The sequence below is a fragment of the Rhodospirillaceae bacterium genome (assembly GCA_016712715.1).
Lineage (GTDB): Bacteria > Pseudomonadota > Alphaproteobacteria > Dongiales > Dongiaceae > Dongia.
On sequence record JADJQM010000002.1, the window covers coordinates 443,440 to 466,108 of the forward strand.

Consider the following 22,669-nt stretch of genomic DNA (forward strand, 5'->3'; position numbering starts at 1 on the left):
GCTGTCTTTTGACGGCTAGTTCTTGGTGGGCTCGCCCGCGGTCTTGTCGACGGCGGCGGCATCGGCGCTCTTGGCGCGGGTGGTGCGCGTTTTCTTGACCGGCGGGGCCGCGGCGAGCTCGGCGCGGTCGGCAGCTTCCTTGGCGAGACGCAGCGCTTTGAGACGCGAGGTCTTTTCGGCGACGATGGCATCGGCCTTGGCGCGTTCCTTGATGAGATCAAGCTCGCGCTGACGGTTCTTCTCGAACACTTCCTTGGCTTTGCGCTGGGATTCTTCGGCTTGCTTCGAGACCGGCTTCAGCATCTTTGCAATCCTTCACCAACAGTGCAGCACAACAGTTCGACGAGAGAGCTAACAGGGCGGCGCTTGCCGCCCTGCTTTACCCTTTTAGGCCAGCTTCAGATTGCAGGCAGAGCTCTTGCCGCGATCCTGCTCGATATCGTAGCTGAGGCTCTGGCCCTCATTCAACGAACCGATGCCAGCACGCTCGACCGCAGAAATGTGCACAAACACATCATTGCTGCCGTCTTCCGGCTGGATGAAACCGAAGCCCTTTTGGGCGTTGAACCACTTAACTTTTCCGATGGACATAGAATACCCTTAGAAAGAAACATTGCCGCCGGGCGAAGCGCACGGCGGTCCTGAACGGGAGAACGGATGAAACCGGGTCAAGCTCTCGTAAGAGCGATAATCGGAGCGAGCCGAAATCTAGTTTAGTGAAAGTTATATGGGGCCAATGGCGCCAAATTGCAACATAATCACGAAATATTGCCGCCAAACCGCTCTTTTTGCGCGTGATAATGGAACTTTGTCATGAAGACGGACGATCTTGGCTACCAGGCCGAGGATGCCGATGAGGATGATGCCCCGCCCATCCCGGCGGGATCGAAGAACTACATCACGCCGGGGGGCCTTGCGCGCCTGCAGGCCGAGCGGCGCCAGCTCTGGCGCGTCGATCGGCCGGAAGTGGTGCGCGTGGTGGAATGGGCCGCCGGCAATGGCGACCGGTCGGAGAACGGCGATTACATCTATGGCAAGCGGCGCCTGCGCGAGATCGACCGGCGCCTGCGCTTCCTCGACAAGCGGATCGCCGCCGCGGAGGCCGTCGATCCCACCCAGCAGACCCGGCGCGACCGGGTCTATTTCGGCGCCACGGTCACCTATGCGCGGCAGGATGACAGCGAGGTCACCGTCACCATCGTCGGCATCGACGAGATCGACAGCGAGAAGAACCATGTGAGCTGGATCTCGCCCATTGCCCGGGCGTTGCTGAAGGCGGGGGTCGGCGACACCGTCATCCTGCGCACGCCGACCGGCCCGGAATCATTGGACGTGATTGCGATCAGTTATCCAGCAGGCTGATCAGACCCAGCCGCCATCGACGGTGAATTCCTGGGCCGAGCACATCTTGGAATCGTCGGCGGCCAGGAACAACACCATGCGCGCAAGATCCACCGGCATGACGCGGCCGGCCAGAACCTGCTGACGGTCGATCTCCTTCTCGCCCTCGGCATCGACCCAGAGCGAGAGCTGCCGCTCGGTCATGACCCAGCCGGGCACCACCGTGTTGACGCGGATGTTGTCCTTGCCGACGTCGCGCGCCATGCCACGCGTGAGGCCATGGGTCGCCGCCTTCGACGTGGTGTAGGCGGGCATGCCGCCCTGCTTGGCCTTCCAGCTCATCGAGCCGGTGTTGATGATCGACCCGGCCTTCTTCTTGATCATGCCCGGCAACACAGCCTGGATGCAGAAGAAGTATTGCTTGATGTTGATGGCGACGCGGTCGTCCCAATATTCCGGGGTCACGTCTTCCCATTTGTGGCGCTGGTCATGGGCGGCGTTGTTGACCAGCACGTCGATATCGCCAAGCTCGGCCGCGATATCCTTGATTGTCTGCCGCAGCGCCTTGGTGTCGGTGAGATCGCATTTGATGAACAGCGGCTTCACGCCATATTGCGCCTGCAGATTGTCGAGGAGCTTGTTGCTGCTTTCGACATTGACGTCGACGAAGGCGACCTTGGCGCCCTGGTCGACGAAGGATTCAACGATCGCGGCGCCGATGCCGCTGCCGCCGCCGGTCACGAAGACCACTTTGTCCTTCAGCGACGGGTAGCGGCCAAGCGATGAGAGATCCATGAAAACACCTTGAGTGAGATTGTCGGAGATAGAAGTAGCTGTCGGTAGTCTGAGCCTGTCAGGCCATGGCGATGCGGCCACGCTTCCGGGCTGAACTGGTAACCTGCTCCACGATCCGCCCGGTATCGCGCAACAAACGCCGGACCGCGAGCCGCGCCGCGTTCGGCCTCTTGCCGCGGATGGCCAGCAGAATGCGCTCATGCCCAGGCAGCGTGCGGCCGATATCGCCGCGATGGCTGGCCGTATAGTTGAACATATTGCCGAGGGCGGATTCAATCACCAGCCCCAACGGTACCAGCAATTCATTGCCGGCGGCGAGCAGGATCGCCTGATGGAACAGAACGTCGGCATTGTTCCAGGCGATGAGGGTTTTTGCCTCAGCCATGGCCGCGAAGGCGTTCTCGATTTCCGCCATCTGCTCGTCCGTGCGGTGGGTGGCCGCCAGGGCCGCCGTCTCGGGTTCGAGAATCTCGCGCACCTGTTGCATGTGAATGAGGAAGTGGATGGGATTTGCTGCAGCGCAATACCAGGCGAACACATCGCGGTCGAGCAGATTCCATTGCGAGCGCGGCTGCACCCGCGACCCGATCTTCGGGCGCGAGAGGATAAGCCCCTTGGCCATCAGCATCTTGATCGCCTCGCGCACAGCGGTGCGGCTGACGCCGAAGGAGGCACACCATTCGGCCTCGTTGGGGAGGAGTGTGCCAGGCGCAAATTCACCGTTGAGGATGCGCGCGCCGATATCCTGCGCGACGCTGCGATGCAGGGAACCACGCGCCGGTTTCACAGACGCCGCCGATGCCTTTGCCTTTTTCAGTCCCATTAATTTAGCCGCCTTCTCCCAGGATTTGCTGGACCCCTCGCGCTTCGCGAAGAAACCCATACGGAATGGCACCTTCTATGCGTGTGCTGAGCCGTCGATATTTAATTCGTCACCACCGCGCACCTGTCATACACGGAGACAATAACGACCACAATGGCATACAGGCTATTTATCATACAAACGAGCGTTGCTGGCCTATATTTTGTATGATAAAAGCCAAAATTCAAGAATGCCACCGCATACAATAAATGTTGCCGCCAATAAAAAAGTTTCTGGGTGCACATATCCTCTGGGAGGAGCGGATCAGTTGACGCCGGCGCGCGGCAAGGAGAGTAATCCTGCGCGCTGCCGGAAGGGCCCTGACAACAGGGCGGCAGCCGTCAACGCCTTCTTTCCCCGGATGATCACTGTATTGTGTGGCTGCATGGCTCCGCCCCGACGCTAAGATCGGGATCACGAGCGAGGCAGCTTCATGAGGGTCGGCAAGACCTGACTGAGGAAACGTCACGGCAGAATCGTCACAGAATCGTTTCTGCGGCGTTTGTGAAGAAGACGACAGAGATCGACCAACAACTAAAGTGGGAGGTACAACGTGAAATCACTCAAATCTCTTTTCGCCGCCATGGCGCTGGGGCTTTTTGCCCTCGGCGTGAGCGGGGCCGCGGAGGCCCAGGACAAGGGCCTCGTCGGCATTTCCATGCCGACCAAGTCGTCGGCTCGTTGGATCGCCGATGGCGACAACATGGTGAAGGTGTTCACCGAGAAGGGCTACACGACCGATCTGCAATATGCCGATGACGACATTCCCAATCAGCTCGCCCAGATCGAGAACATGGTCACCAAGGGCGTCAAGGTCCTGGTGATCGCCGCGATCGACGGCACCACGCTGTCGGCCGTGCTGCAGCAGGCCCATGACGCGGGCATCAAGGTCATCGCCTATGACCGCCTGATCCGTGATTCCGCCAATGTCGACTACTACGCCACCTTCGACAATTTCCAGGTCGGCGTTCTCCAGGCCGGCACCATCGAGACGGCGCTCGGCCTCAAGGAAGGCAAGGGCCCGTTCAACATCGAGCTGTTCGGCGGCTCGCCCGACGACAACAACGCCTTCTTCTTCTATGACGGCGCCATGTCGGTCTTCCAGCCCTATATCGACAGCGGCAAGCTGGTGGTGCAGAGCGGCCAGATGGGCATGGACAAGGTCGGCACGCTCCGTTGGGACGGCGCCGTTGCCCAGTCCCGCATGGACAACCTCCTTTCCGCCTACTACAGCGACAAGCGTGTCGATGCGGTGCTGTCGCCCTATGACGGCCTCTCGATCGGCATTCTTTCTTCGCTGAAAGGTGTCGGCTATGGCAGCGGCGACATGAAGATGCCGTTCGTCTCGGGCCAGGATGCCGAAGTCCCGTCGGTAAAGTCGATGATTGCCGGCGAGCAATATTCGACGATCTTCAAGGACACGCGCGAACTGGCGAAGGTCACAGCCGAAATGGTCGATGCCCTGCTGGCCGGCAAGGAAGTGCCGATCAACGACACCAAGACCTATAACAACGGTGTCAAGGTCGTGCCGTCCTACCTGCTGAAGCCGGTCGCGGTCGACGTCACCAATTGGGAAGAAATCCTGATCGGCAGCGGCTATTACACCAAGGACCAGATTCAATAACAGGTCCGTTTTTGGAGGGAGCCTCGCGCCTGACCGCGCGAGGCTCCTTTCTCTTTTCGGTGCTGGTTGCGACGCAGCGAGAAAGCGGCGTCGTTAAGGTTTGGTGCCCCGGTTTGGTGACCTGGTTTGGTGACCTGGCTGCAGCGACCGCCGACCAGCATTTTGGCCGGCTTTTTTGTTTCCCCGGATTGCCGCTTTCCTGCAATCTAACCAAGCTCCGACGCGACAGGCTTTCCTGGGGTGGCAGGCTTTCTAGGGTAGCGGGGCTTTCCGGGACGAGTTCAAGGACGGGAGATGGATAGCATTGTGACGACGCCCATTCTGGAAATGCGCGGGATTACCAAGACTTTTCCAGGCGTGAATGCGCTCGACAACGTCAATCTCACGGTGCGCGAGGGCGAGATCCACGCGATTGTCGGAGAAAACGGCGCCGGCAAATCAACCCTGATGAAGGTCCTGTCCGGCGTCTACGGCCATGGCAGCTATACCGGCGAGATCCATTACAAGGGTGAGGAGCGGCGCTTCCGCGACATCTCGGACAGCGAGAAGCTCGGCATCATCATCATTCACCAGGAACTGGCCCTGGTGCCGCTGCTCTCGATCGCCGAGAACATCTTCCTTGGCAACGAACCGGCCCGGAACGGCGTCATCGACTGGGCAGAATCATTCGCGCGCACCAAGGCGCTGCTGGCCAAGGTCGGCCTCAAGGAACCACCCAGCGCTCTCATCACCAATCTCGGCGTCGGCAAGCAGCAGCTGGTGGAAATCGCCAAGGCGCTGTCCAAGGAAGTGAAACTGCTGATCCTGGACGAGCCCACCGCGAGCCTCAATGAGAGCGACAGCGACGCGCTCCTCAACCTGCTCATGGAGTTCCGCCGCCAGGGCATTTCCTCGATCCTGATTTCCCACAAGCTCAACGAGATTCTGAAGGTCGCCGATTCGGTCACCATCCTGCGCGACGGCGCCACCGTGGATACGCTCGATTGCCACAAGGAAGAGGTCAACGAGGACCGCATCATCCGCAACATGGTCGGCCGCGAGCTCACCGACCGTTACCCGAAACGGGTGCCCAATATCGGCGAGCCGATCTTCGAGGTGAAGAACTGGCATGTATTTGATGCCATTCACGCGGACAAGGAAAAGATCAAGGGCGTCGATTTCCATGTCCGCAAGGGCGAAGTGGTCGGCATCGCCGGCCTGATGGGCGCCGGCCGCACCGAACTTGCCATGAGCATCTTCGGCCAGGCCTATGGCCAGAACATCAGCGGCGAAGTCCGCATGCACGGCAAGCCGGTCGATGTCAGCACGATCCAGAAAGCGATGAAGAACGGGATCGCCTATGTCACCGAGGACCGCAAGAATTACGGCCTGGTGCTGATCGACGACATCAAGCGCAATGTGACGCTGTCGAACCTTGCCGGTGTCGCCAGGAACGGGGTCATCGATGACGGGCGTGAGCTGGCGGTCGCCAGCAAGTATCGCAAGGATCTCAACATCCGCTGCTCGAGCGTGTTCCAGCAGACGGTGAACCTGTCCGGCGGCAACCAGCAGAAAGTCGTGCTGAGCAAATGGCTGTTCACCGAACCGGAGATCCTGATCCTCGACGAGCCGACGCGCGGCATCGATGTCGGCGCCAAATACGAAATCTATACGATCATCAACGCCCTGGCCCAATCCGGCAAGGGCGTCATCGTCATATCGTCCGAGATGCCGGAACTGCTCGGCATTTCCGACCGCATCTATGTGATGAACGAAGGCCGTTTTGTCGGCGAGATGCCAGCCAAGGAAGCGTCGCAGGAGAAGATCATGCGCGCAATCATGAAGTCATGGGAAGAATGAGATGACACAACAGACCGCAGCCAGCGAAGATCACGGCAGTCACAGCAGCGTCTCGCGTTTCATCAAGAGCAATATCCGCGAATACGGCATGTTGCTGTCGCTGATCGTGATCATGGTGTTCTTCCAGATCATGACCAACGGCACCCTGTTCAAGCCGCTCAATCTCACCAACCTCATCCTGCAGAACAGCTATATCGTCATCATGGCGCTGGGCATGCTGCTGGTGATCGTGGCCGGTCATATCGATCTGTCGGTAGGATCGGTGGTGGGTTTCGTGGGTGCCGTCGCCGCCGTCATGATGGTGCAGTTCGATATCCATTTCATCCCGACCACCATCGTCTGTTTGATGCTGGGTGGCGCCATCGGCGCCGGCCAGGGCTATTTCATAGCCTATTTCAAGATCCCGTCCTTCATCGTGACGCTGGCCGGAATGCTCGTCTTCAAGGGTCTGGCGCTCTATATCCTGAAGGGCCAGTCGGTCGGGCCCTTCCCCAAGGAATTCCAGCTGCTGAGTTCGGGCTTCCTGCCCAATTTCCTGCCCGGCACCTTCAACAGCACGTCGCTGCTGATCGGCATCGCGGTCACGGTCCTGGTGATCTTCTTCAACTTCAAGGACCGGCAGAACCAGCAGAAGCACAGCATTGCGGAGGAGCCGTTCCCGTTCTTCATCGGCCGCAACATCCTGATTGCCGCCGGCTTCATCCTGTTCTCCTATTTGCTCTCGTCCTATAAGGGCCTGCCGAACGTGCTCATCGTCATGTTCGCGCTGATCGCGGCCTATGCCTTCATCACGTCGAGCACAACCATCGGCCGGCGCATCTATGCACTGGGCGGCAACGAGAAGGCGGCACGCCTGTCCGGCATCCGGACCGAGCGCCTGACCTTCTACACCTTCATGAACATGGGGGTGCTGGCGGGTCTGGCCGGCCTCATCTTCGCTGCCCGCCTCAACACGGCAACACCCAAGGCCGGGCTTGGCTTCGAGCTCGACGTCATTGCCGCCGTGTTCATCGGTGGCGCCTCGGCATCTGGCGGCGTCGGCAAGGTGATCGGCGCCGTCATCGGGGCGTTCATCATGGGCGTCATGAACAATGGCATGTCGATCCTGGGGATCGGCATCGACCTGCAGCAGGTCATCAAGGGCCTGGTGTTGCTCGCTGCCGTCTGCATCGACGTCTATTACAAAAAGAAAGCCTGAGGGTCCGATTCATGCGCCTCATTCAGTTTTCCAGGAACGGCCAGCGCGGCGTCGCCCGCATCGAGAACGGCAAGGCGATCGTCGTGCCGGGTGCTGCCAGCGTCATCGACATTGCGCAGGCGGCACTTGTCGGCAGCATCAAGAGCCTCGCCGCCAACGTCACCGCGCGCGGTGACGGCGAAATGCTGGACTATGCCAAGATGCTGGCCGAGGGCAGCGTGCTGACGCCGATCGATCATCCGGATCCGGCGCATTGCCTGGTGACAGGTACGGGCCTCACCCATCTGGGTTCCGCCGACACGCGCGACAAGATGCACCAGAAGGTCGCCGGCGATATCGAGACGCTGACCGATTCCATGAAGATGTTCAGAATGGGCCTCGAAGGCGGCAAGCCGAAAGACGACAAGCCCGGCGTGCAGCCCGAATGGTTCTACAAGGGCGATGGCTCGTCGGTGGTGAAACCGGGCGGCGCCCTGGACTTTCCAGCCTTTGCGCTTGATGGCGGCGAAGAGCCGGAAGTGGCCGGCATCTATCTCATCGCACCCGACGGCCAACCCTGGCGCCTTGGTTACGCGATCGGCAATGAATATTCCGACCATGTCATGGAGCGGCAGAATTATCTCTACCTCGCGCATTCCAAGCTGCGGGCCTGTGCCATCGGTCCCGAATTGCTGGTGGGCGACCTGCCCGACAGCGTCGAGGGCGAGAGCCGCATCTGGCGAGGCGGCAGCCTGCTGTGGAAGAAGGCCTTCGTCAGCGGCGAGCGCAACATGTCGCACACGCTGGGTAACCTCGAATTTCACCATTTCAAATACCGCCAGTTCCGCCGGCCGGGCGATCTCCACATCCATTTCTTCGGCACGGCGACCCTGAGTGTCGGCGACGGCATCCAGACCCAGCCCGGGGACGTGTTCGAGATCGAGGCGCCGGTCTTCGGTGCCGCCTTGCGCAATCCGCTCGGCGCCAAGGCCAATGACGATTTCCAGCTGGGCGGCGTCGGTACGCTTTAGGGCATGTCCGGCAAGATCGCCTGCATCGCACTCGATTGGGGCACCAGCAACCGCCGTGGCTGGGCGCTGGATGCGGGTGGCCATGTGGTCGATGCGCGCAGTGATGACCAGGGATTGATCGCGGTCACCGATCGCGACTTCGCCGGATCCTTGCGCCGCTTCGTCGCTGATTGGTTGGGCGGGCGCCCACCGGTGATCATGGCGGGGATGATCGGCAGCCGGTTGGGCTGGCGGGAAGCGGCCTATCTGGAGACGCCGGTCGATCTCACGCAACTCGGTTTGCACCTCACCGTGATCGAGGATTTCGACGACGTGCCCGTGCGCATCGTGCCCGGTGTCGCCCGCGTCACCGAAGACAGCGCCGATGTCATGCGCGGCGAGGAATGCCAGATGCTGGGCGCCTTGCTCGCGCGTGGGCAGCGCGACGGCGTGTTCCTGCTGCCCGGCACCCACGCCAAATGGGCTTTGCTGGAGAACGGCATCCTCACCGATTTCCGCACCTATATGACCGGCGAACTGTTCGGCCATCTGCGCAACAGCGGCAGCCTCTCACAGGTGATGCCGCCGATGGATGCGCCGGAGACTTTCGATGCCGATGCCTTCGACCGGGGTGTCACGCGGGCGGGTGCGCCGGACGCACCCGGCATCACCCATCTGCTGTTCGGCGTGCGCAGCCTGTCGCTGTTTTCGAAACTGACGCCGGCGACGGCGCCCTCCTATCTTTCCGGCCTGCTGGTCGGCGCCGAGATGCGCGATGCCCTGCGCTGGACCCCCGCGCGCCAGGTGACCGCTATCGGGTCGGCCAAACTTCTGGAGACCTATGCCAGGGCGGCGGCCTATTTCAAGATCACGCTTGACCGGCTGGAGAGTGATGACATCCTGCCGCCAGCCCTGTTCGGTATCGCGCGCGAAGCCGGGCTTGTCGCCAAAACCGCCGCCTGATGCGGCAGGAGAGTTGTTCATGACCGATCTGCGCCCCTGGCTGCGCGACTTGCCGCTCATCGCCATCCTGCGGGGCATCACGCCCGTTGACGCGGAGGGCGCCGTCGACACGCTGGATGCCGCCGGCTGGCGCGTGGTGGAAGTGCCGCTCAATTCCCCCGATGCGCTGGAGACGTTGCGCCGGATGGTGAAGCGGGCCAAGGATCACCTCGGCGATAGGCTGCTGATTGGCGCCGGCACGGTGCTGACCGTCGATCAGGTGAACGCCATTGCGGCCGCCGGCGCCAAGCTGATGGTCGCCCCCAACTGCAACCCCGACGTCATCCGCGCGGCCGCTGCCAAGGGCATGATCACGGCGCCGGGCGTCGCCACACCGACCGAAGCCTTTGCAGCACTCGAGGCCGGCGCCGATGCACTGAAGATGTTTCCAGGTGAGTTGCTGCCGCCACCGGCGGTCAAGGCGTGGCGCGCTGTCCTGCCGCCGGAAACGCTGCTGCTGCCGGTGGGTGGTGTGGCGCCTGACAATATCGCCGCTTACTTGAAGGCCGGCGCCAATGGCTTTGGCATCGGCACCTCGGTCTACAAGCCGGGCATGACGATGACCGAGATGGCGGCGCGCGCCAAGGCCCTGGCCGACGCCTTTCGCAACGCCCATTGACCATGGGCATCAGCACCTTCGGCAAGCTGCTCGACGGCAGCACCGTCACCGAGATCCGCCTTGAGAACGCGCGCCTTTCCCTGAGCATCCTCACACATGGCGCCCGCATCCACGCGCTCAATTTCGACGGCAAGCCACGTGTGCTGAGCTTCGCGACCATCGAGGACTATCTCAGCCACGCCGTCTATGCCGGCTGCGTCGCAGGCCGTTATGCCAACCGCATCGCCGGCGGCCGCTTCACTCTTGACGGCAAGGACTATCAACTGCCCTGCAACGAGCGCGGTGTGACGCATTTGCACGGTGGCGGCCAAGGTTTCAGCCACCGCAATTGGAATATCGTTGAGGAAGGCCCACAGCATGTGACGCTGGGCCTCACCTCACCCGATGGCGAGGAAGGCTATCCAGGTACTCTCACCGTGCGGTGCACGTACCGACTGGAAGCCGACACGGTCAGCATCGAGCTCACCGCCACGACCGACGCGCCGACGATCATCAACCTCGCAACTCACAGCTACTTCAATCTCGATGGCAGCGGCGACATTCTCGGTCACCGCCTGCAGGTGCCGGCGGATAAGTACCTGCCGGTCAACGCAGACCTCATCCCGACCGGCGAGGTCGCCAGCGTTGCCGGAACTCCTTTCGATTTCCGGGAGATCCACACCGTTGGCGGCCGCAATCAGCGCTACGACCACAATTTCGTCCTCGACATCGCCCGCCTTCACGATCCACGCCTCGTTGCCACCTTGGAGAGTCGGCAAAGTCGCACGCGCCTCGAACTCCTATCGACGGAGCCCGGCCTGCAATTCTACGATGGCGGCTACCTGAATGGTGGCGGTTATGGCGCTCATGCCGGCCTCTGCCTGGAACCACAAATCTTCCCGGACTCACCCAACCACGCGAACTTCCCCGACGCCACATTGCGCCCGGGCGAGACGTATCACCAGATCACGCAGTACCGGTTCAGCGGGATTTGAAACCGGGTGCTATCCCTCCCCCTTCAGGGGGAGGTTAGGTGGGGGCATGGGTGATGATTTTGGAAGTGCGGGACTGAACGCGGCCCCCACCCCGACCCTCCCCCTGAAGGGGGAGGGAGAAACAGAGAACCCTCAGTGATTGTCCCGCGGCAGGCCCTTGGTCTGGGCGATGCGCTGGTATTTGACGGCGGGCTTCAGCACCATCCCTTCGTCGAGCTGGGCGACGATACCGCGCTGGATTTCCTGCCAGGGCGTCTGGTGTTCCGGGAATCGGTAACCGCCGGCCTTGGTGAGCACCTCGCGGCGCGCTTTCAACTCCGCCGCGTCCACCAGCATGTTGACGGTACCGGTCTTGAGGTCGACGCGGATGCGGTCGCCGGTCTTGAGGATCGCCAAGCCGCCACCCGCCGCCGCTTCCGGTGCGGCGTTGAGAATCGAGGGCGAACCAGACGTGCCGGATTGACGCCCGTCGCCGATGCAGGGCAGCGAGGAGATGCCCTGCTTGATGAGGTAGGCCGGCGGCCGCATGTTGACCACTTCGGCGGCACCCGGATAGCCGATCGGTCCCACGCCGCGGATGACCAGTACGGTATCGGCATCGATCTTCAAGGCCGGATCGTCGATGCGGTGATGGTAATCCTCGGGTCCGTCGAACACGACCGCTTTGGCTTCGAAGGCGTCGAGGTCCTTGGGGTTGGAGAGATAGCGCTTGCGGAACTCGTCCGAGATGACGCTGATTTTCATGATCGCGCTGTCGAAGATATTGCCCTTCAACACGGCAAAGCCGGCGGTGTTCAGAACCGGATTGGCGAAGGTCTTGATCACCTTGTCGTCTTCGATGGTGGCGTTGCGGCAATTCTCGCCGATGGTCTTGCCGTTGACGGTGAGCGCGTCCTCGTCGATGAGGCCCTGGCCCATCAGCTGGTTGACCACGGCGGGGACGCCGCCGGCATGGTGATAGTCTTCGCCGAGATATTCGCCGGCCGGCTGCATGTTGACCAGCAGCGGGATGTCGCGGCCGAGATCCTCCCATTCCTGCACGGTGAGCTCGACGCCCATATGCTTGGCGATGGCATTGATGTGGATGGGGGCGTTGGTCGAGCCGCCGATCGCGGAGTTGACGCGGATGGCGTTGCGGAAGGCCTTCTTGGTGAGAATGTCGGAGGGCTTCATGTCCTCGCGCACCATGTCGACGATGCGCTTGCCGGTTTCATAGGCCATCTGCTGGCGTTCGCGATAGGGTGCCGGAATGGCCGCCGACCCCGGCAGCTGCATGCCGAGCGCCTCGGCCAGCGAGTTCATCGTCGTCGCCGTGCCCATGGTGTTGCAATAGCCGGTCGAGGGGGCGGATGACGCCACCAGCTCGATGAAGCCCTGATAGTCGATCTCGCCGGCCGCCAACAATTGCCGCGCCTTCCAGACGATGGTGCCGGAACCCGTGCGCTCGCCCTTGTGCCAGCCGTTGAGCATGGGCCCCACGGAAAAGGCGATCGCCGGCAGGTTGACGGTGGCCGCGGCCATCAGGCAGGCCGGCGTGGTCTTGTCGCAGCCGATGGTGAGGATGACGCCGTCGAGCGGATAGCCATAGAGCACCTCGACCAGGCCGAGATAGGCAAGGTTGCGATCGAGCGAGGCGGTCGGGCGCTTGCCGGTTTCCTGGATCGGGTGGACCGGGAATTCGATGGCGATGCCGCCTGCCGTGCGGATGCCGTCGCGCAGGCGTTCGGCAAGCACGATGTGATGGCGGTTGCAAGGCGAGAGATCGGAGCCGGTCTGGGCGATGCCGATGATCGGCTTGTTGGATTGCAGTTCCTCGCGCGTGAAGCCGTAATTCAAATAGCGCTCGAGATAGAGCGCGGTCATGTCGGCGTTTTCCGGATTGTCGAACCAGGCACGCGAACGCATCTTGCGACCTTCCTGCGCGGCGCCCGGCTTTCCACCGTGGCTGTTGTTTGGCTTATCGGCTGTCATCGCGCATCACTCCTCAAACGAATTCGATCTGGTTCAACTGGTCTTGGTCTGGGCCGCGCCGGCGAGTATCGCGGCCGCGCGGTTCTTGCGGCCATCCTCGATGACGGCAGTCATGGCTTCGGCGGCACCCTTGGCATCGCCCCTGGCAATCGCCTCGACGATGGCGGCGTGGTCTTCGGTCGACTGCTTCTGGCGGGCGAGATCCTCGACCGGCGCCGAGTTGACGAAGCTTGCCATCAGGGCCGCCTCGATGATGGCGCCCACCGACCGCATGAAGGGATTGCCGGACGCCGCGGCGATTTCGAGATGCAGCGCCAGATCGACCTCGGCAAAGGTGAGGCGGGTATGGCCGGGCTGGCGGAATTCATCGATGAGCGCGCGCATGCGCGCAACACTCTCATCGCTTCGGCGCAATGCCGCGAGGGCGCAGGCGGCCGGCTCCACCGCCAGGCGGATTTCATAAAGGCTGTTGAGGAACCGCAGGTCCATGCCGAGATCAAGACGCCAGCCAAGGAGATCGGAATCGAACATGTTCCAGTCGACCTGGTTGCGCACCTTGGTGCCGACGCGGGTCTTGGAGACGACCAGGCCCTTCGCCGCCAGAGTCTTCAAGACCTCGCGCAACACGGTCCGCGAAATGCCGAACTGCGCCATGAGATCGCCCTCGGCGGGCAGCAAGGCGCCTTCCGGATAGTCGCCGCGCAGGATGGCGACACCCATGGCGCGCACGATCTGTTCCTGGCCCATGCGCGCGCCGCCCATCCGCGTCGCGGTCGCGCGGATCGGTCGGTATCGGTTCGGTGCAACGATCATCACATGCTCCCCCTCGCACCTGCAGCACGACGCGCCGACAGTTCACCCGGAATTCTAGGCAGCAGGGTGAGGGCTAACAAGAGCAGGCCAACCACAAATTCGGTTTGCCAACCGGACCGCATGCCGTCGAAGGTGAAGTGGGTCTCCATGAGACCAGGCACAGAACTGAGACCAGGCACAGAACTCTGGCTGCCACTGAAACGCGTGCCGCCGATCACCACTGCTGCAATCGTATCGAGCTCGACGCCGATGGCTGCGAGCGAATTGCCGGCGGAGGTGTAGTGCGAAAGCCCGGCCCGGGCAAGCCCGGAGAGTCCGGCCCAAGACGCGCAGACCAGGACAGCGCCGCTGGTGATCACGGTCAACATATTCATGGGCGATGCCGGCCGTGATGTAGGCCGTGATGTCGGCAACCATGATCGCGGAAGCCTTCGCTCGCCGACATGGTGGCCGGGCGCCAGCGGAATGACTCGGTCGCCACGAGCGACGACCTCGCGGGGTTCGGTGGAGATCACGACCAGGCCCTTGCCCATTTCAGAACGCGCTGCGCTCGGTCGACCTCTCCCGACAAGGGCGCCGGTGATGGCCGCGCATAGCTGATGACGGGGCTGATGACGGGGCTGATGACGGGGCCTGCTGAAGCAGCCGCTTTGACACATGTCATGGGCGTATCTCCCGTTACCGCGCCCCATGGGCGGAAGCCTTCAATCGTGGCGGTCGCGCGAAGCAATCGCACGGGCCGAGATCCTTGGAAAGACAAATAATCATACTATATGACAATTCGCACATGCGAAAGCTGCTCGCATCTGCAAAAAAGGGCGCGCCATGACTGACGCGCCCTTTCCGCTACCTGCTACTTGCTGCCTGCCATCATTTCTGGATGCAGGTATCGACGGTGTCCTTGGTGCATTCGTCCAGACCCGTAAAGACCGGATCCGGGACAGCCTTGCCTTCGATCAGATCGATCATGACCGAGGGGGCCTTGTAGCCCATCTCGAACGGGCGCTGGCCGACCAGGGCGGTGACCAGGCCTTCCCGGGCGATCGCCACTTCGTCGCCGATCGTGTCGGCGGCCGAGATGACGAATTCACCGCTGGCGATCTTGTCGGCCATCGGTTTGAATAGATCGCGGTAGGGCTGCGGTGCGCCGAACAGCGGCCAGCCGCCCTCGATCGCGAAGGCGTCGAGATTCGGGTTGGCGGCGAGGATGTCGGTCATCGCCTGCACGCCCTTGGCGCCGTCGTCATTGGTGAAGACCGGGCAGCCCGCGACTTCGGTCCAGCCGCCTTCACCCTTCAAGGCCGGCAGGCCCTTCTGCCCGCTCAGCGCGTCGCGGGTACCCTGGGCGCGGCGCAGGATGTTGTCGGCGCCGGGATTGCCCTGGATCGTGCAGACTGTGCCGCCATTCGGCTTCTTTTCCTTGATGTATTCGCCGATGCGATAACCCATGAGGTAATTGTCGGTACCAAGATAGGTCTTGCGCAGCGCCGCGTCCTCAACGGCAAGATCGGCATCGAGTGTCATGATCGGAATCGTGGCGTTGGCGGTCTTGATCGTCTGGGCAATCAGCTTGGCATTCGACGGCGAAATGGCCATGGCGACGGTGTCGGCCTTGCCCAGCATGTCCTGAACGATCTGTGCTTCACCCGCTTCATCGGAGGTCGAGGCCGGTCCGGTATAGAAGCACTCATATTCGGAATCGGGGTTTTCCTTGTTCCACTTCTGGCAACCTTGATTGATCGCCTCGAAGAAGGGGTTGTCGAGGCCCTTGACCACGATCACCAGTTGCTTTTTTGCCAAGGCCGGGCTGGCACTCAGAGCCAAAGCGGCAGCCGCGACGATTACCGAAAACTTATTCATTCCATTCCTCCCAATAAAACAGACGAGCGTTTAAAACTTGGCGGGCGTTTAAAACATGGCGGGCGTTGATCGCCCTTTGCACCACACTGCATTCAGTCCTTCGACGTCGAAGCGGGACCGGATGATTGCGCATCTCGCTGGATGCCATCCGACGGTCCGACGACTACTCATGTCACAAGAGTTGGTTCGGCAAAGCAGCCGTCATTCAGCCGGCTGGCGCGCATCCTCCCTTTCTTCCGACTTCGCCCGGACGTTTGTCGTCCGATGTCACCATCGAAATTTTTTTCTTGTTCCGCGATTAGCTAATAACGATGGTTTGCAACCGTCAATCATTTTGTCGTACAAAATGAAATCTTTTGTACGATAATATTAACGACTGAGGTGTTTGAGGTGTTTGCAGTGCAAACATTCTGATCGTCGATTGGCTGTCAATTGACGCTCGGGACGCTCACTGCATAGAGTTGCGAAGCTGTTTTGCGCAAGACCAGGCGTCGTTCGCTTTAGCAAAACCGCATCGCAGCATCACGTTCCGCGAACTTAACAAGCCGGAAAACAAAGCCGGCAGATTGCTCTGGGAGGGGCGACCGTCGCGTGCCAGTTCTTGAACTTCAGAATATCTCGAAACATTTCGGCGCCATTCAGGCGGTGAATGATGTGTCCTTCTCGCTCGAAGCCGGCGAGGTCGTCGGCCTGATGGGTGACAACGGTGCGGGAAAATCGACGCTGGTGAAAATGATCGCCGGCAATTTCCGCCCGAGTCACGGCACCATGCGCATGGATGGCCGGGACCTTGTCATGCACAAGCCGGTGGAGGCGCGGCGCCATGGCATCGAAATCGTCCACCAGGATCTGGCGCTGTGCAACAACCTCACCGCGGCGGAGAACGTCTTCCTGGGCCGCGAGTTGCGGCGCGGCTTCGGGCCGTTCAGCGTGCTCGACTATCCGGCCATGTATAAACGCGCGGCGCAGATCTTCACGGAACTGAAATCCGAGACCAGGCCGCGCGACCTGGTAAAGTCGATGTCGGGCGGCCAGCGTCAGGCCGTGGCCATCGCCCGCACGCGCCTCAGCGACGCCAAGATCGTGCTGATGGATGAACCCACCGCCGCCATCTCGGTGCGCCAGGTCGCCGAAGTGCTCAATCTCATCCGGCGTCTGCGCGACCATGGCATTGCGGTTGCCCTCATCAGCCACCGCATGCCGGACGTCTTCACCGTGGCCGACCGGGTGATCGTCATGCGGCGCGGCCGCAAGGTCGCCGACAAGAAGATCGCCGAGAGCTCGCCGGAAGAAGTGACCGGGCTCATCACCGGCGCCATCGAAGCCGCCTGATCAGGAAACCCCAATGACCAGCGCCGACATGCCCAACACGAACGACACCCAATCCAGCACCGACCGCACCATGGAGCAGCGCCTGGCGCTGAAACAGCATGGCAGGTTTACAGCACTCCTTGCCAACCAGACATTCTGGGTCTTCATCGCCGTCGTTCTCGCTTGCCTTTATCTGTCGGTCAGCACCGACTCATTCGCGACGACGAAGAATCTCTACAACATCACGCGCAACGTCACCTTCGTCGCCATCATCGCCCTGGGGATGACGGTGGTCATCATCTCAGGCGGTATCGATCTCTCGGTTGGATCCGTGTTGTGTCTGTGCAGCATGGTGCTGGCGGTGACGATGCATGCCGGATACAGCATCGAAATCGGCATCGCCGCCGCCATCGGGACGGCGCTGGTGGTCGGCGCCTTCAACGGAATTCTGATTGCCTATCTGGGCTTTCCACCCTTCGTCGTGACCTTGGGCATGCTGTCGGTTGCCCGCAGTCTTGCCATGGTGGCATCCAACAACACGGTCGTGTTCGAATTCGGCCCGGATCACGACAAGCTCCTGGCCCTGGGTGGCGGCGCCTGGCTGTTCGGCATCGCCAATCCGGTGCTCTACATGCTGGTACTGGCGATCCTCACGGGTTTTGTGCTGCGCTGGACGCGGTTCGGCCGCCATGTCTTTGCCATTGGCGGCAACGAAAAGGCGGCGACCCTCACCGGCGTGCCGGTGAAGCCGATCAAGGTCGCGGTCTATATGATCTCGGCCCTCTCGGCAGGCATTGCCGGTATTGTTCAGACCGGCTGGCTGGGGGCGGTGACCACGAATATCGGCGCCGGCATGGAGCTGCAGGTGATCGCCGCGGCGGTGATCGGCGGTGCGGATCTTGCCGGCGGGGTCGGGACGGCGCTCGGCGCCCTGGTGGGTGCTGCCCTCATCGAGGTCATCCGCAACAGCCTCGGCCTGCTCGGGATCAATGCCTTCTGGCAGGGCGCCTTCATCGGCGGCGCCATCATCCTCGCGGTGCTGTTCGACCGGGTCCGGAACTTCCGCCAGAACGACTAGCGGCACCCCATGTCCGGCGAGTTCGGCCTGCCAGGGGTGATGAAACAGATAACTGGGAGTTAATGCGGCGCTTCCGGCCAACTTGATAAAAGACAAGGGGGTCCGCAAAGGGCCGGATTTGGGTTGGGGCCGCCTTTGGGCGTGCACGGACACCAAGTGTGCTTCAGCGCCGAATCGGGCCTTAACCCGAAGGATCAGCGCTGTGAGGTCTGCCAGTTTGGCGAGACCCAGACCGGCGCGTTGGCCGGCGGCAGTGGTTCCTTGCCCAGGATCATGTCGCTGCATTTCTCCGCCATCATGATGGTGGGCGCGTTCAAATTGCCGCTGACGATCGAAGGCATGATCGAGGCGTCGACCACGCGCAGGGATTCGATGCCATGGACGCGCGCCTGCGGGTCCACCACCGCCATCTCGTCGGTACCCATCTTGCATGAGCAGGATGGGTGATAGGCACTGTCGCCGCGGCGGCGGATGAAGGCGTCGATCTCGGCATCCGTTTTCACAGTGTCGCCGGGATTGATCTCCGGCCCGCGATAGCGGTCAAAGCCTTCTGCGCGAAAATCTCGCGCGTGAGCCTCACGGCATCCCTGAACTCGCGGCGGTCGTTCTCGGTCTGCAGATAGAAGGGCTGGATACGCGGATGATCCGTCGCCTTCGCTGATTTCAGCTTGATCCAGCCGCGCGCTTCCTGGCGCATGTTGCCGATATGAACCTGATAGGCATGGCTGGTGCCGTTGACGCGGCCATGATCGTTGACGGTCGAAGGCAGGAAGTGGAACTGCAGATTGGGGTGCTCGAACCCGGCGGCCGAGCGGATGAAGCCGCCGGCTTCCAGCTGGGCCGAGGCACAGACGCCCTTCTTGTCCAGGAACCAGCGCATGCCGGCCAGCACCATCGGCACCGGCTTGGTGTAGGTAAAGAGCGTGATCGGTTCCTTGCATTGCTGCTGGATATACATCTCGAGATGTTCCTGCAGGTTCTCACCCACGCCCGGCAGATCATGCTGCACCTCGACGCCGACCTCTTTGCGATGATCCGCCGGACCGATGCCGGAGAGCATCAGAAGCTGCGGCGAGTTGATGGCGCCACCCGAACAGATCACCTCGCGTTCGGCGCGGTAGCGCTTGATCTGGCCGTTCTGTAAGAATTCGACGCCAACAGCGCGTTTTCCTTCCAGGATGATGCGGTTGGTGAGGGCGCGCGTCTCGACGGTGACATTGGTGCGCTTCTCCGCTGGACGCAGAAAGGCCTGCGCCGCCGACCAGCGCTTGCCATTCTTGATGGTCATGTCCATGCGGCCGAAGCCTTCCTGGCGGTAACCGTTCATGTCGTCGGTTTGTGCATAGCCGGCCTGTTGAGCCGCCTCGATGAAGGCATCGAACAACGGGTTCTGTTGATCGCCGGTATGGACATTAAGCAGGCCATCGCCACCGTGATAGGCGTCGCCACCCTTCTCGCGCGATTCCGCACGTTTGAAATAGGGCAGGATCTCCTGATACGACCAGCCCGGGCAGTTTTCCTTGAACGCCCAGCGGTCGTAGTCCAGCGCATGGCCGCGGATATAGACCATGCCGTTTAGCGAGGACGACCCACCCAACACACGACCGCGCGGCCAGTACATCACGCGGTCGTCCATGTAGGGCTGCGGTTCGGTGTGATAGTACCAGTTGTAGCGGTCGTGGCCCAGATTGTAGGCCATGGCCGCCGGCATATGGATCTGCCAGTTCCACCAATGATCCTTCGGCCCCGCTTCCAGCACGCAGACCTTGTGGCTGCCATCGGCACTCAGGCGATTGGCCAGCACGCAGCCGGCAGAACCGGCTCCGACGATGACGTAGTCGAAGATGGCGTCGAACTTCATGAAATCAACCCGCCTCAATGCAGCGCAGCACCTTCATCATATGGTCTTTGCTGATCAAAGCGCCGACATGGGTGCCGGGGTCCCTCGGATCGCCGATGCCATTATCTTGACCCGCGCCGCCAGCCAGTGCGGAGTTGGTCACAGAGAGGCCGAGCATGACGAGTGCTGAACGCCCGATGAGCTTGCAATTCGTCGTTGGAGCCCCCTTTTCCATTGTTTGGTTGAGATGAACGCCTCAGACCGTGGGTGCTGCCACTTCCCAGGGGGCGATCCAATTTCCGGCAACCCGCAGGGTGACCTTGGCATCGTCCTCGACGATCTTGCACACGGTCATCTCGCCGGCATCCATGCCGTAGCGGGCGCCGGCCTCACGGAAACGATCATGCGTCGCCCGGGTCAACTCCCCGCGGGTGCCGGTCTCGGTCATCATCTCGTCGATGAGGGAAAGGTCCTTCAGGCACAGCTTGATGGGAAAAGACGGGTCGTAGTGGCCGGCGAAGATCGAAGGCACATCGTGTTGCATGACAAAGCTGTCGGCGGCACCACCCTTCATCGCCTCCCACCAGACATCCGGCTCCAGCCCCATCAGCTTGGCGGCGACCATGGCTTCGCCGATCGCGGCGGCGTGAATTTTCCAGAGCTGGTTGTTGACCAGCTTGGCCACATATCCGTTGCCATGCGGGCCGACGCGGCGGATTTGACCCATGGCCTCGATCACGGCACGGACTACCTCAATCTCGGAATCCTCGCCACCGACGAACATCGGCATGTCGCCCCGGATGGCGGCGTCGACCGATCCGGTGACGGGGGCATCGATCGGAAAACCACCTTTCGCCCGCACCTCTTCGCCCAGGGCCCGCATCAGCTTCGGGCTGCTGGTGGTAAGATCAATCCAGTATTTGCCCTGGCATGACGTCGTCAGGAACCCCGCTGGGCCGCGCACGACCTGTTCGATCTCCTTGGGACCAAAGACCATGCTGACGACGACATCGACCTGGTCCAGCACCTCGGCGGCGCTGTCCGCCCAAATGGCCCCCTTGGCCACCAGGGCATCGGCGGTTTCCCGGCGCAGGTCGTGAACCACCATCTTGAAGCCGGCGCGCTGGATGTTGAGCGCCGCATTCCGGCCCATGGTCCCAAGGCCGATAAATCCCACTTTCATCAGGAATGAGCTCGCTTTGTTGACTGTATCGTGAAGGCCAGACGACCGCCGCCCGACGCCGAGGTTTATACGGTCGATGGCGCCGCCATCGCCTGCTCGGCAATTGGAATGCCGTAGACGGTCTCGTTGACCTTGGCATCGCCGCCGATGCCTGGCTGATCCTCATAGACGAAGACAGACATCAGGCGTTGTCGCTGCCCCTCGACCGGTGTCACGCGATGAATGGAATTGCAGCCGCGGAAGATTACCAATGCCCGCGGCTCTCGTGGCACCACCACCACGCGCGACCTGTCACCGGCCAGGATTTTTCCGACATCGGCAAAATGCTGATCATCGTCCGTTCGCGTGTTCGGCACGATTTCGAACTCGCCGCCGGCCTCCGCCGATTGCAGCATCAAGGTCATGGTGAACGCGTTCCATGAATCAAAATGCCAGCGCCCCTACCAGCCCCCACGCGAGGCGCGCGCCTTCTGCTGGTGTACATTCCTCTAGCCCTGCGATCTCGGTAAGCTGGGTCTCGGTCAATTCCATTAAATTCGCCATGGTATCAATTCCTTCTGTGTGTTGATTTTGATCGACGCCCCTCCCCCCCGGCCTCGCTGCGTCTCCGGACATGTCAGGCGGGGCGGTAGGGGGACACTGTGTACTCGCGCGGGGAGACATATCCCCTCGTGGATCGTTGGACATTTTTTGAAACACCGTTACCAACGCAAAGTCTGGAACGTGATATGTCGCTGTATGAGGGAGGGCTATGACTTCCTCGCGTACTTTGAGGATGATTGTCTCCAATTCAGCATCCTGAAAGCCAGCGACACCAGCAGCCGCACTGAGATCAGATTGGTTGAGTGTGACACCGCGCCCCGGCACCGCCGTCTCATCCCAGATCCGGACAAGTCGTGGGTATGCGAGATAGTGATAATCGTCGATATCCTCAAAGCTGCGGTAGCGGTCCAAACGGGTTTCCAGGCCCTGCTGGGTACTGAGTGTCGACGTTCTTGTTCGCAGCCTTGGCTTCTGCCGTGGCTTGCTTGGCAGCATCGTTAGCTTGCTGGCGGGCTTGCATAGCCGTCATAGCCGCGCTGGCAACGGCCATAGCGATCATGACGGGGATGACTGCTGGACCCATCTCTATGCCCTCGACGGGCCGGTGGAGGCCGCAAAGGGCGTCAAACAGCGTCCCCTCTTCGGCAAGACGTGCCGCCGCCCGGAGGGCAAGCCGGACGACATCGCTGCGATTCACGAAGGCGATATTGAAGCGGGCGGCGTATGCGCGGCTGATGGATGCCATCGCAGCGGTCTCAGTGGGGGTTGGGCGAAATGCCAATGGACTGGCAAACATGGAATCTCCTCGGGGGGTTGTTGAACTTGAA

The 22,669-nt window shown here is 61.5% G+C and carries 23 protein-coding genes and 1 pseudogene; 10 read left to right on the top strand and 14 right to left on the bottom strand.

Annotated elements, in window-relative coordinates; translation table 11 throughout:
* Positions 1-15: 15 nt before the first annotated feature.
* Together IPK59_12770 and IPK59_12775 are read right to left on the bottom strand one after the other, a co-directional pair.
* A complete protein-coding gene (locus IPK59_12770) occupies positions 16-303 on the bottom strand; it encodes a hypothetical protein (protein ID MBK8159591.1) in 288 nt (95 codons plus the stop codon).
* A gap of 84 nt (positions 304-387) precedes the next feature.
* Complete coding sequence (locus IPK59_12775) at positions 388-591, bottom strand: cold-shock protein (protein MBK8159592.1); 204 nt, start codon at positions 589-591, stop codon at positions 388-390.
* A 222-nt stretch (positions 592-813) separates the two neighbouring features.
* Between IPK59_12775 and greB the strand changes: the two genes are divergently transcribed.
* The gene (greB, locus tag IPK59_12780; protein ID MBK8159593.1) at positions 814-1,362 is read left to right on the top strand and encodes a transcription elongation factor GreB; all 549 of its coding nucleotides are present in this window, start codon (positions 814-816) and stop codon (positions 1,360-1,362) included.
* Here greB and IPK59_12785 read toward each other — a convergent pair whose 3' ends face one another.
* Positions 1,363-2,136 (bottom strand): SDR family oxidoreductase, encoded by a 774-nt coding sequence (locus IPK59_12785; GenBank protein ID MBK8159594.1) that lies wholly within the window; start codon positions 2,134-2,136, stop codon positions 1,363-1,365.
* Positions 2,137-2,194: 58 nt separating this feature from the next.
* Positions 2,195-3,019, bottom strand: coding sequence for a FadR family transcriptional regulator (locus IPK59_12790; protein MBK8159595.1), 825 nt, complete (start codon positions 3,017-3,019; stop codon positions 2,195-2,197).
* 532 nt (positions 3,020-3,551) lie between these two features.
* Here IPK59_12790 and IPK59_12795 point away from each other — a divergent pair.
* The 7 genes from IPK59_12795 (at position 3,552) to IPK59_12825 (ending at position 11,243) form a co-directional block, all read left to right on the top strand.
* Positions 3,552-4,622 carry a sugar-binding protein gene (locus IPK59_12795; protein ID MBK8159596.1) on the top strand — a complete coding sequence of 357 codons (1,071 nt, stop codon included), beginning with the start codon at positions 3,552-3,554 and terminating at the stop codon, positions 4,620-4,622.
* Positions 4,623-4,928: 306 nt separating this feature from the next.
* Positions 4,929-6,461, top strand: coding sequence for a sugar ABC transporter ATP-binding protein (locus IPK59_12800; GenBank protein MBK8159597.1), 1,533 nt, complete (start codon positions 4,929-4,931; stop codon positions 6,459-6,461).
* 1 nt (position 6,462) lies between these two features.
* Positions 6,463-7,659 carry a sugar ABC transporter permease gene (locus IPK59_12805; protein MBK8159598.1) on the top strand — a complete coding sequence of 399 codons (1,197 nt, stop codon included), beginning with the start codon at positions 6,463-6,465 and terminating at the stop codon, positions 7,657-7,659.
* An 11-nt stretch (positions 7,660-7,670) separates the two neighbouring features.
* A complete protein-coding gene (locus IPK59_12810) occupies positions 7,671-8,669 on the top strand; it encodes an FAH family protein (GenBank protein MBK8159599.1) in 999 nt (332 codons plus the stop codon).
* A gap of 3 nt (positions 8,670-8,672) precedes the next feature.
* A complete protein-coding gene (locus IPK59_12815; protein ID MBK8159600.1) occupies positions 8,673-9,611 on the top strand; it encodes a 2-dehydro-3-deoxygalactonokinase in 939 nt (312 codons plus the stop codon).
* A 19-nt stretch (positions 9,612-9,630) separates the two neighbouring features.
* Positions 9,631-10,269, top strand: a complete 639-nt coding sequence (locus tag IPK59_12820; protein MBK8159601.1) for a 2-dehydro-3-deoxy-6-phosphogalactonate aldolase — start codon at positions 9,631-9,633, stop codon at positions 10,267-10,269.
* 2 nt (positions 10,270-10,271) lie between these two features.
* Complete coding sequence (locus tag IPK59_12825; GenBank protein ID MBK8159602.1) at positions 10,272-11,243, top strand: galactose mutarotase; 972 nt, start codon at positions 10,272-10,274, stop codon at positions 11,241-11,243.
* Between the two features lie 132 nt (positions 11,244-11,375).
* On the opposite strand, the gene IPK59_12830 is transcribed toward IPK59_12825, so the two are convergent.
* From IPK59_12830 to IPK59_12845, 4 genes are all read right to left on the bottom strand, one after another.
* A complete protein-coding gene (locus IPK59_12830) occupies positions 11,376-13,214 on the bottom strand; it encodes a dihydroxy-acid dehydratase family protein (protein ID MBK8159603.1) in 1,839 nt (612 codons plus the stop codon).
* A 33-nt stretch (positions 13,215-13,247) separates the two neighbouring features.
* Positions 13,248-13,976 carry a FadR family transcriptional regulator gene (locus IPK59_12835; GenBank protein MBK8159604.1) on the bottom strand — a complete coding sequence of 243 codons (729 nt, stop codon included), beginning with the start codon at positions 13,974-13,976 and terminating at the stop codon, positions 13,248-13,250.
* A gap of 50 nt (positions 13,977-14,026) precedes the next feature.
* Entirely contained in the window at positions 14,027-14,401 is a 375-nt protein-coding gene (locus IPK59_12840; protein ID MBK8159605.1) for a hypothetical protein, read from the bottom strand.
* Positions 14,402-14,897: 496 nt separating this feature from the next.
* Complete coding sequence (locus tag IPK59_12845) at positions 14,898-15,887, bottom strand: substrate-binding domain-containing protein (protein MBK8159606.1); 990 nt, start codon at positions 15,885-15,887, stop codon at positions 14,898-14,900.
* 513 nt (positions 15,888-16,400) lie between these two features.
* Between IPK59_12845 and IPK59_12850 the strand changes: the two genes are divergently transcribed.
* Both IPK59_12850 and IPK59_12855 read left to right on the top strand, forming a co-directional pair.
* Positions 16,401-17,219, top strand: a complete 819-nt coding sequence (locus IPK59_12850) for a sugar ABC transporter ATP-binding protein (protein MBK8159607.1) — start codon at positions 16,401-16,403, stop codon at positions 17,217-17,219.
* 70 nt (positions 17,220-17,289) lie between these two features.
* Positions 17,290-18,276 carry an ABC transporter permease gene (locus IPK59_12855; GenBank protein ID MBK8159608.1) on the top strand — a complete coding sequence of 329 codons (987 nt, stop codon included), beginning with the start codon at positions 17,290-17,292 and terminating at the stop codon, positions 18,274-18,276.
* 194 nt (positions 18,277-18,470) lie between these two features.
* Here the strand turns inward: IPK59_12855 and betA are convergent.
* From betA to IPK59_12885, 6 genes and pseudogenes are all read right to left on the bottom strand, one after another.
* A pseudogene (betA, locus tag IPK59_12860) lies at positions 18,471-20,137 on the bottom strand (choline dehydrogenase).
* A gap of 4 nt (positions 20,138-20,141) precedes the next feature.
* On the bottom strand, positions 20,142-20,294 hold the full coding sequence (locus IPK59_12865; protein MBK8159609.1) for a hypothetical protein: 153 nt from the start codon (positions 20,292-20,294) through the stop codon (positions 20,142-20,144).
* A gap of 78 nt (positions 20,295-20,372) precedes the next feature.
* Positions 20,373-21,299, bottom strand: a complete 927-nt coding sequence (locus IPK59_12870) for an NAD(P)-dependent oxidoreductase (GenBank protein MBK8159610.1) — start codon at positions 21,297-21,299, stop codon at positions 20,373-20,375.
* Between the two features lie 65 nt (positions 21,300-21,364).
* On the bottom strand, positions 21,365-21,703 hold the full coding sequence (locus IPK59_12875) for a hypothetical protein (GenBank protein ID MBK8159611.1): 339 nt from the start codon (positions 21,701-21,703) through the stop codon (positions 21,365-21,367).
* A gap of 19 nt (positions 21,704-21,722) precedes the next feature.
* Positions 21,723-22,253, bottom strand: coding sequence for a hypothetical protein (locus tag IPK59_12880; GenBank protein MBK8159612.1), 531 nt, complete (start codon positions 22,251-22,253; stop codon positions 21,723-21,725).
* Positions 22,231-22,638, bottom strand: a complete 408-nt coding sequence (locus tag IPK59_12885; protein MBK8159613.1) for a hypothetical protein — start codon at positions 22,636-22,638, stop codon at positions 22,231-22,233. Before IPK59_12885 ends, IPK59_12880 begins: the two co-directional genes overlap by 23 nt.
* Positions 22,639-22,669 lie beyond the last annotated feature (31 nt).

Coding starts and splice junctions, on each gene's coding strand:
- IPK59_12805 (MBK8159598.1), top strand. CDS start 6,463: ATGACACAACAGACCGCAGCCAGCGAAGATCACGGCAGTCACAGCAGC.
- IPK59_12815 (MBK8159600.1), top strand. CDS start 8,673: ATGTCCGGCAAGATCGCCTGCATCGCACTCGATTGGGGCACCAGCAAC.
- IPK59_12835 (MBK8159604.1), bottom strand. CDS start 13,976: ATGGGCGGCGCGCGCATGGGCCAGGAACAGATCGTGCGCGCCATGGGT.
- IPK59_12855 (MBK8159608.1), top strand. CDS start 17,290: ATGGAGCAGCGCCTGGCGCTGAAACAGCATGGCAGGTTTACAGCACTC.
- IPK59_12790 (MBK8159595.1), bottom strand. CDS start 3,019: ATGGGTTTCTTCGCGAAGCGCGAGGGGTCCAGCAAATCCTGGGAGAAG.
- IPK59_12885 (MBK8159613.1), bottom strand. CDS start 22,638: ATGTTTGCCAGTCCATTGGCATTTCGCCCAACCCCCACTGAGACCGCT.
- IPK59_12810 (MBK8159599.1), top strand. CDS start 7,671: ATGCGCCTCATTCAGTTTTCCAGGAACGGCCAGCGCGGCGTCGCCCGC.
- IPK59_12875 (MBK8159611.1), bottom strand. CDS start 21,703: ATGACCTTGATGCTGCAATCGGCGGAGGCCGGCGGCGAGTTCGAAATC.
- IPK59_12830 (MBK8159603.1), bottom strand. CDS start 13,214: ATGACAGCCGATAAGCCAAACAACAGCCACGGTGGAAAGCCGGGCGCC.
- IPK59_12820 (MBK8159601.1), top strand. CDS start 9,631: ATGACCGATCTGCGCCCCTGGCTGCGCGACTTGCCGCTCATCGCCATC.
- greB (MBK8159593.1), top strand. CDS start 814: ATGAAGACGGACGATCTTGGCTACCAGGCCGAGGATGCCGATGAGGAT.
- IPK59_12785 (MBK8159594.1), bottom strand. CDS start 2,136: ATGGATCTCTCATCGCTTGGCCGCTACCCGTCGCTGAAGGACAAAGTG.
- IPK59_12865 (MBK8159609.1), bottom strand. CDS start 20,294: ATGCTCGGCCTCTCTGTGACCAACTCCGCACTGGCTGGCGGCGCGGGT.
- IPK59_12845 (MBK8159606.1), bottom strand. CDS start 15,887: ATGAATAAGTTTTCGGTAATCGTCGCGGCTGCCGCTTTGGCTCTGAGT.
- IPK59_12840 (MBK8159605.1), bottom strand. CDS start 14,401: ATGAATATGTTGACCGTGATCACCAGCGGCGCTGTCCTGGTCTGCGCG.
- IPK59_12770 (MBK8159591.1), bottom strand. CDS start 303: ATGCTGAAGCCGGTCTCGAAGCAAGCCGAAGAATCCCAGCGCAAAGCC.
- IPK59_12775 (MBK8159592.1), bottom strand. CDS start 591: ATGTCCATCGGAAAAGTTAAGTGGTTCAACGCCCAAAAGGGCTTCGGT.
- IPK59_12825 (MBK8159602.1), top strand. CDS start 10,272: ATGGGCATCAGCACCTTCGGCAAGCTGCTCGACGGCAGCACCGTCACC.
- IPK59_12870 (MBK8159610.1), bottom strand. CDS start 21,299: ATGAAAGTGGGATTTATCGGCCTTGGGACCATGGGCCGGAATGCGGCG.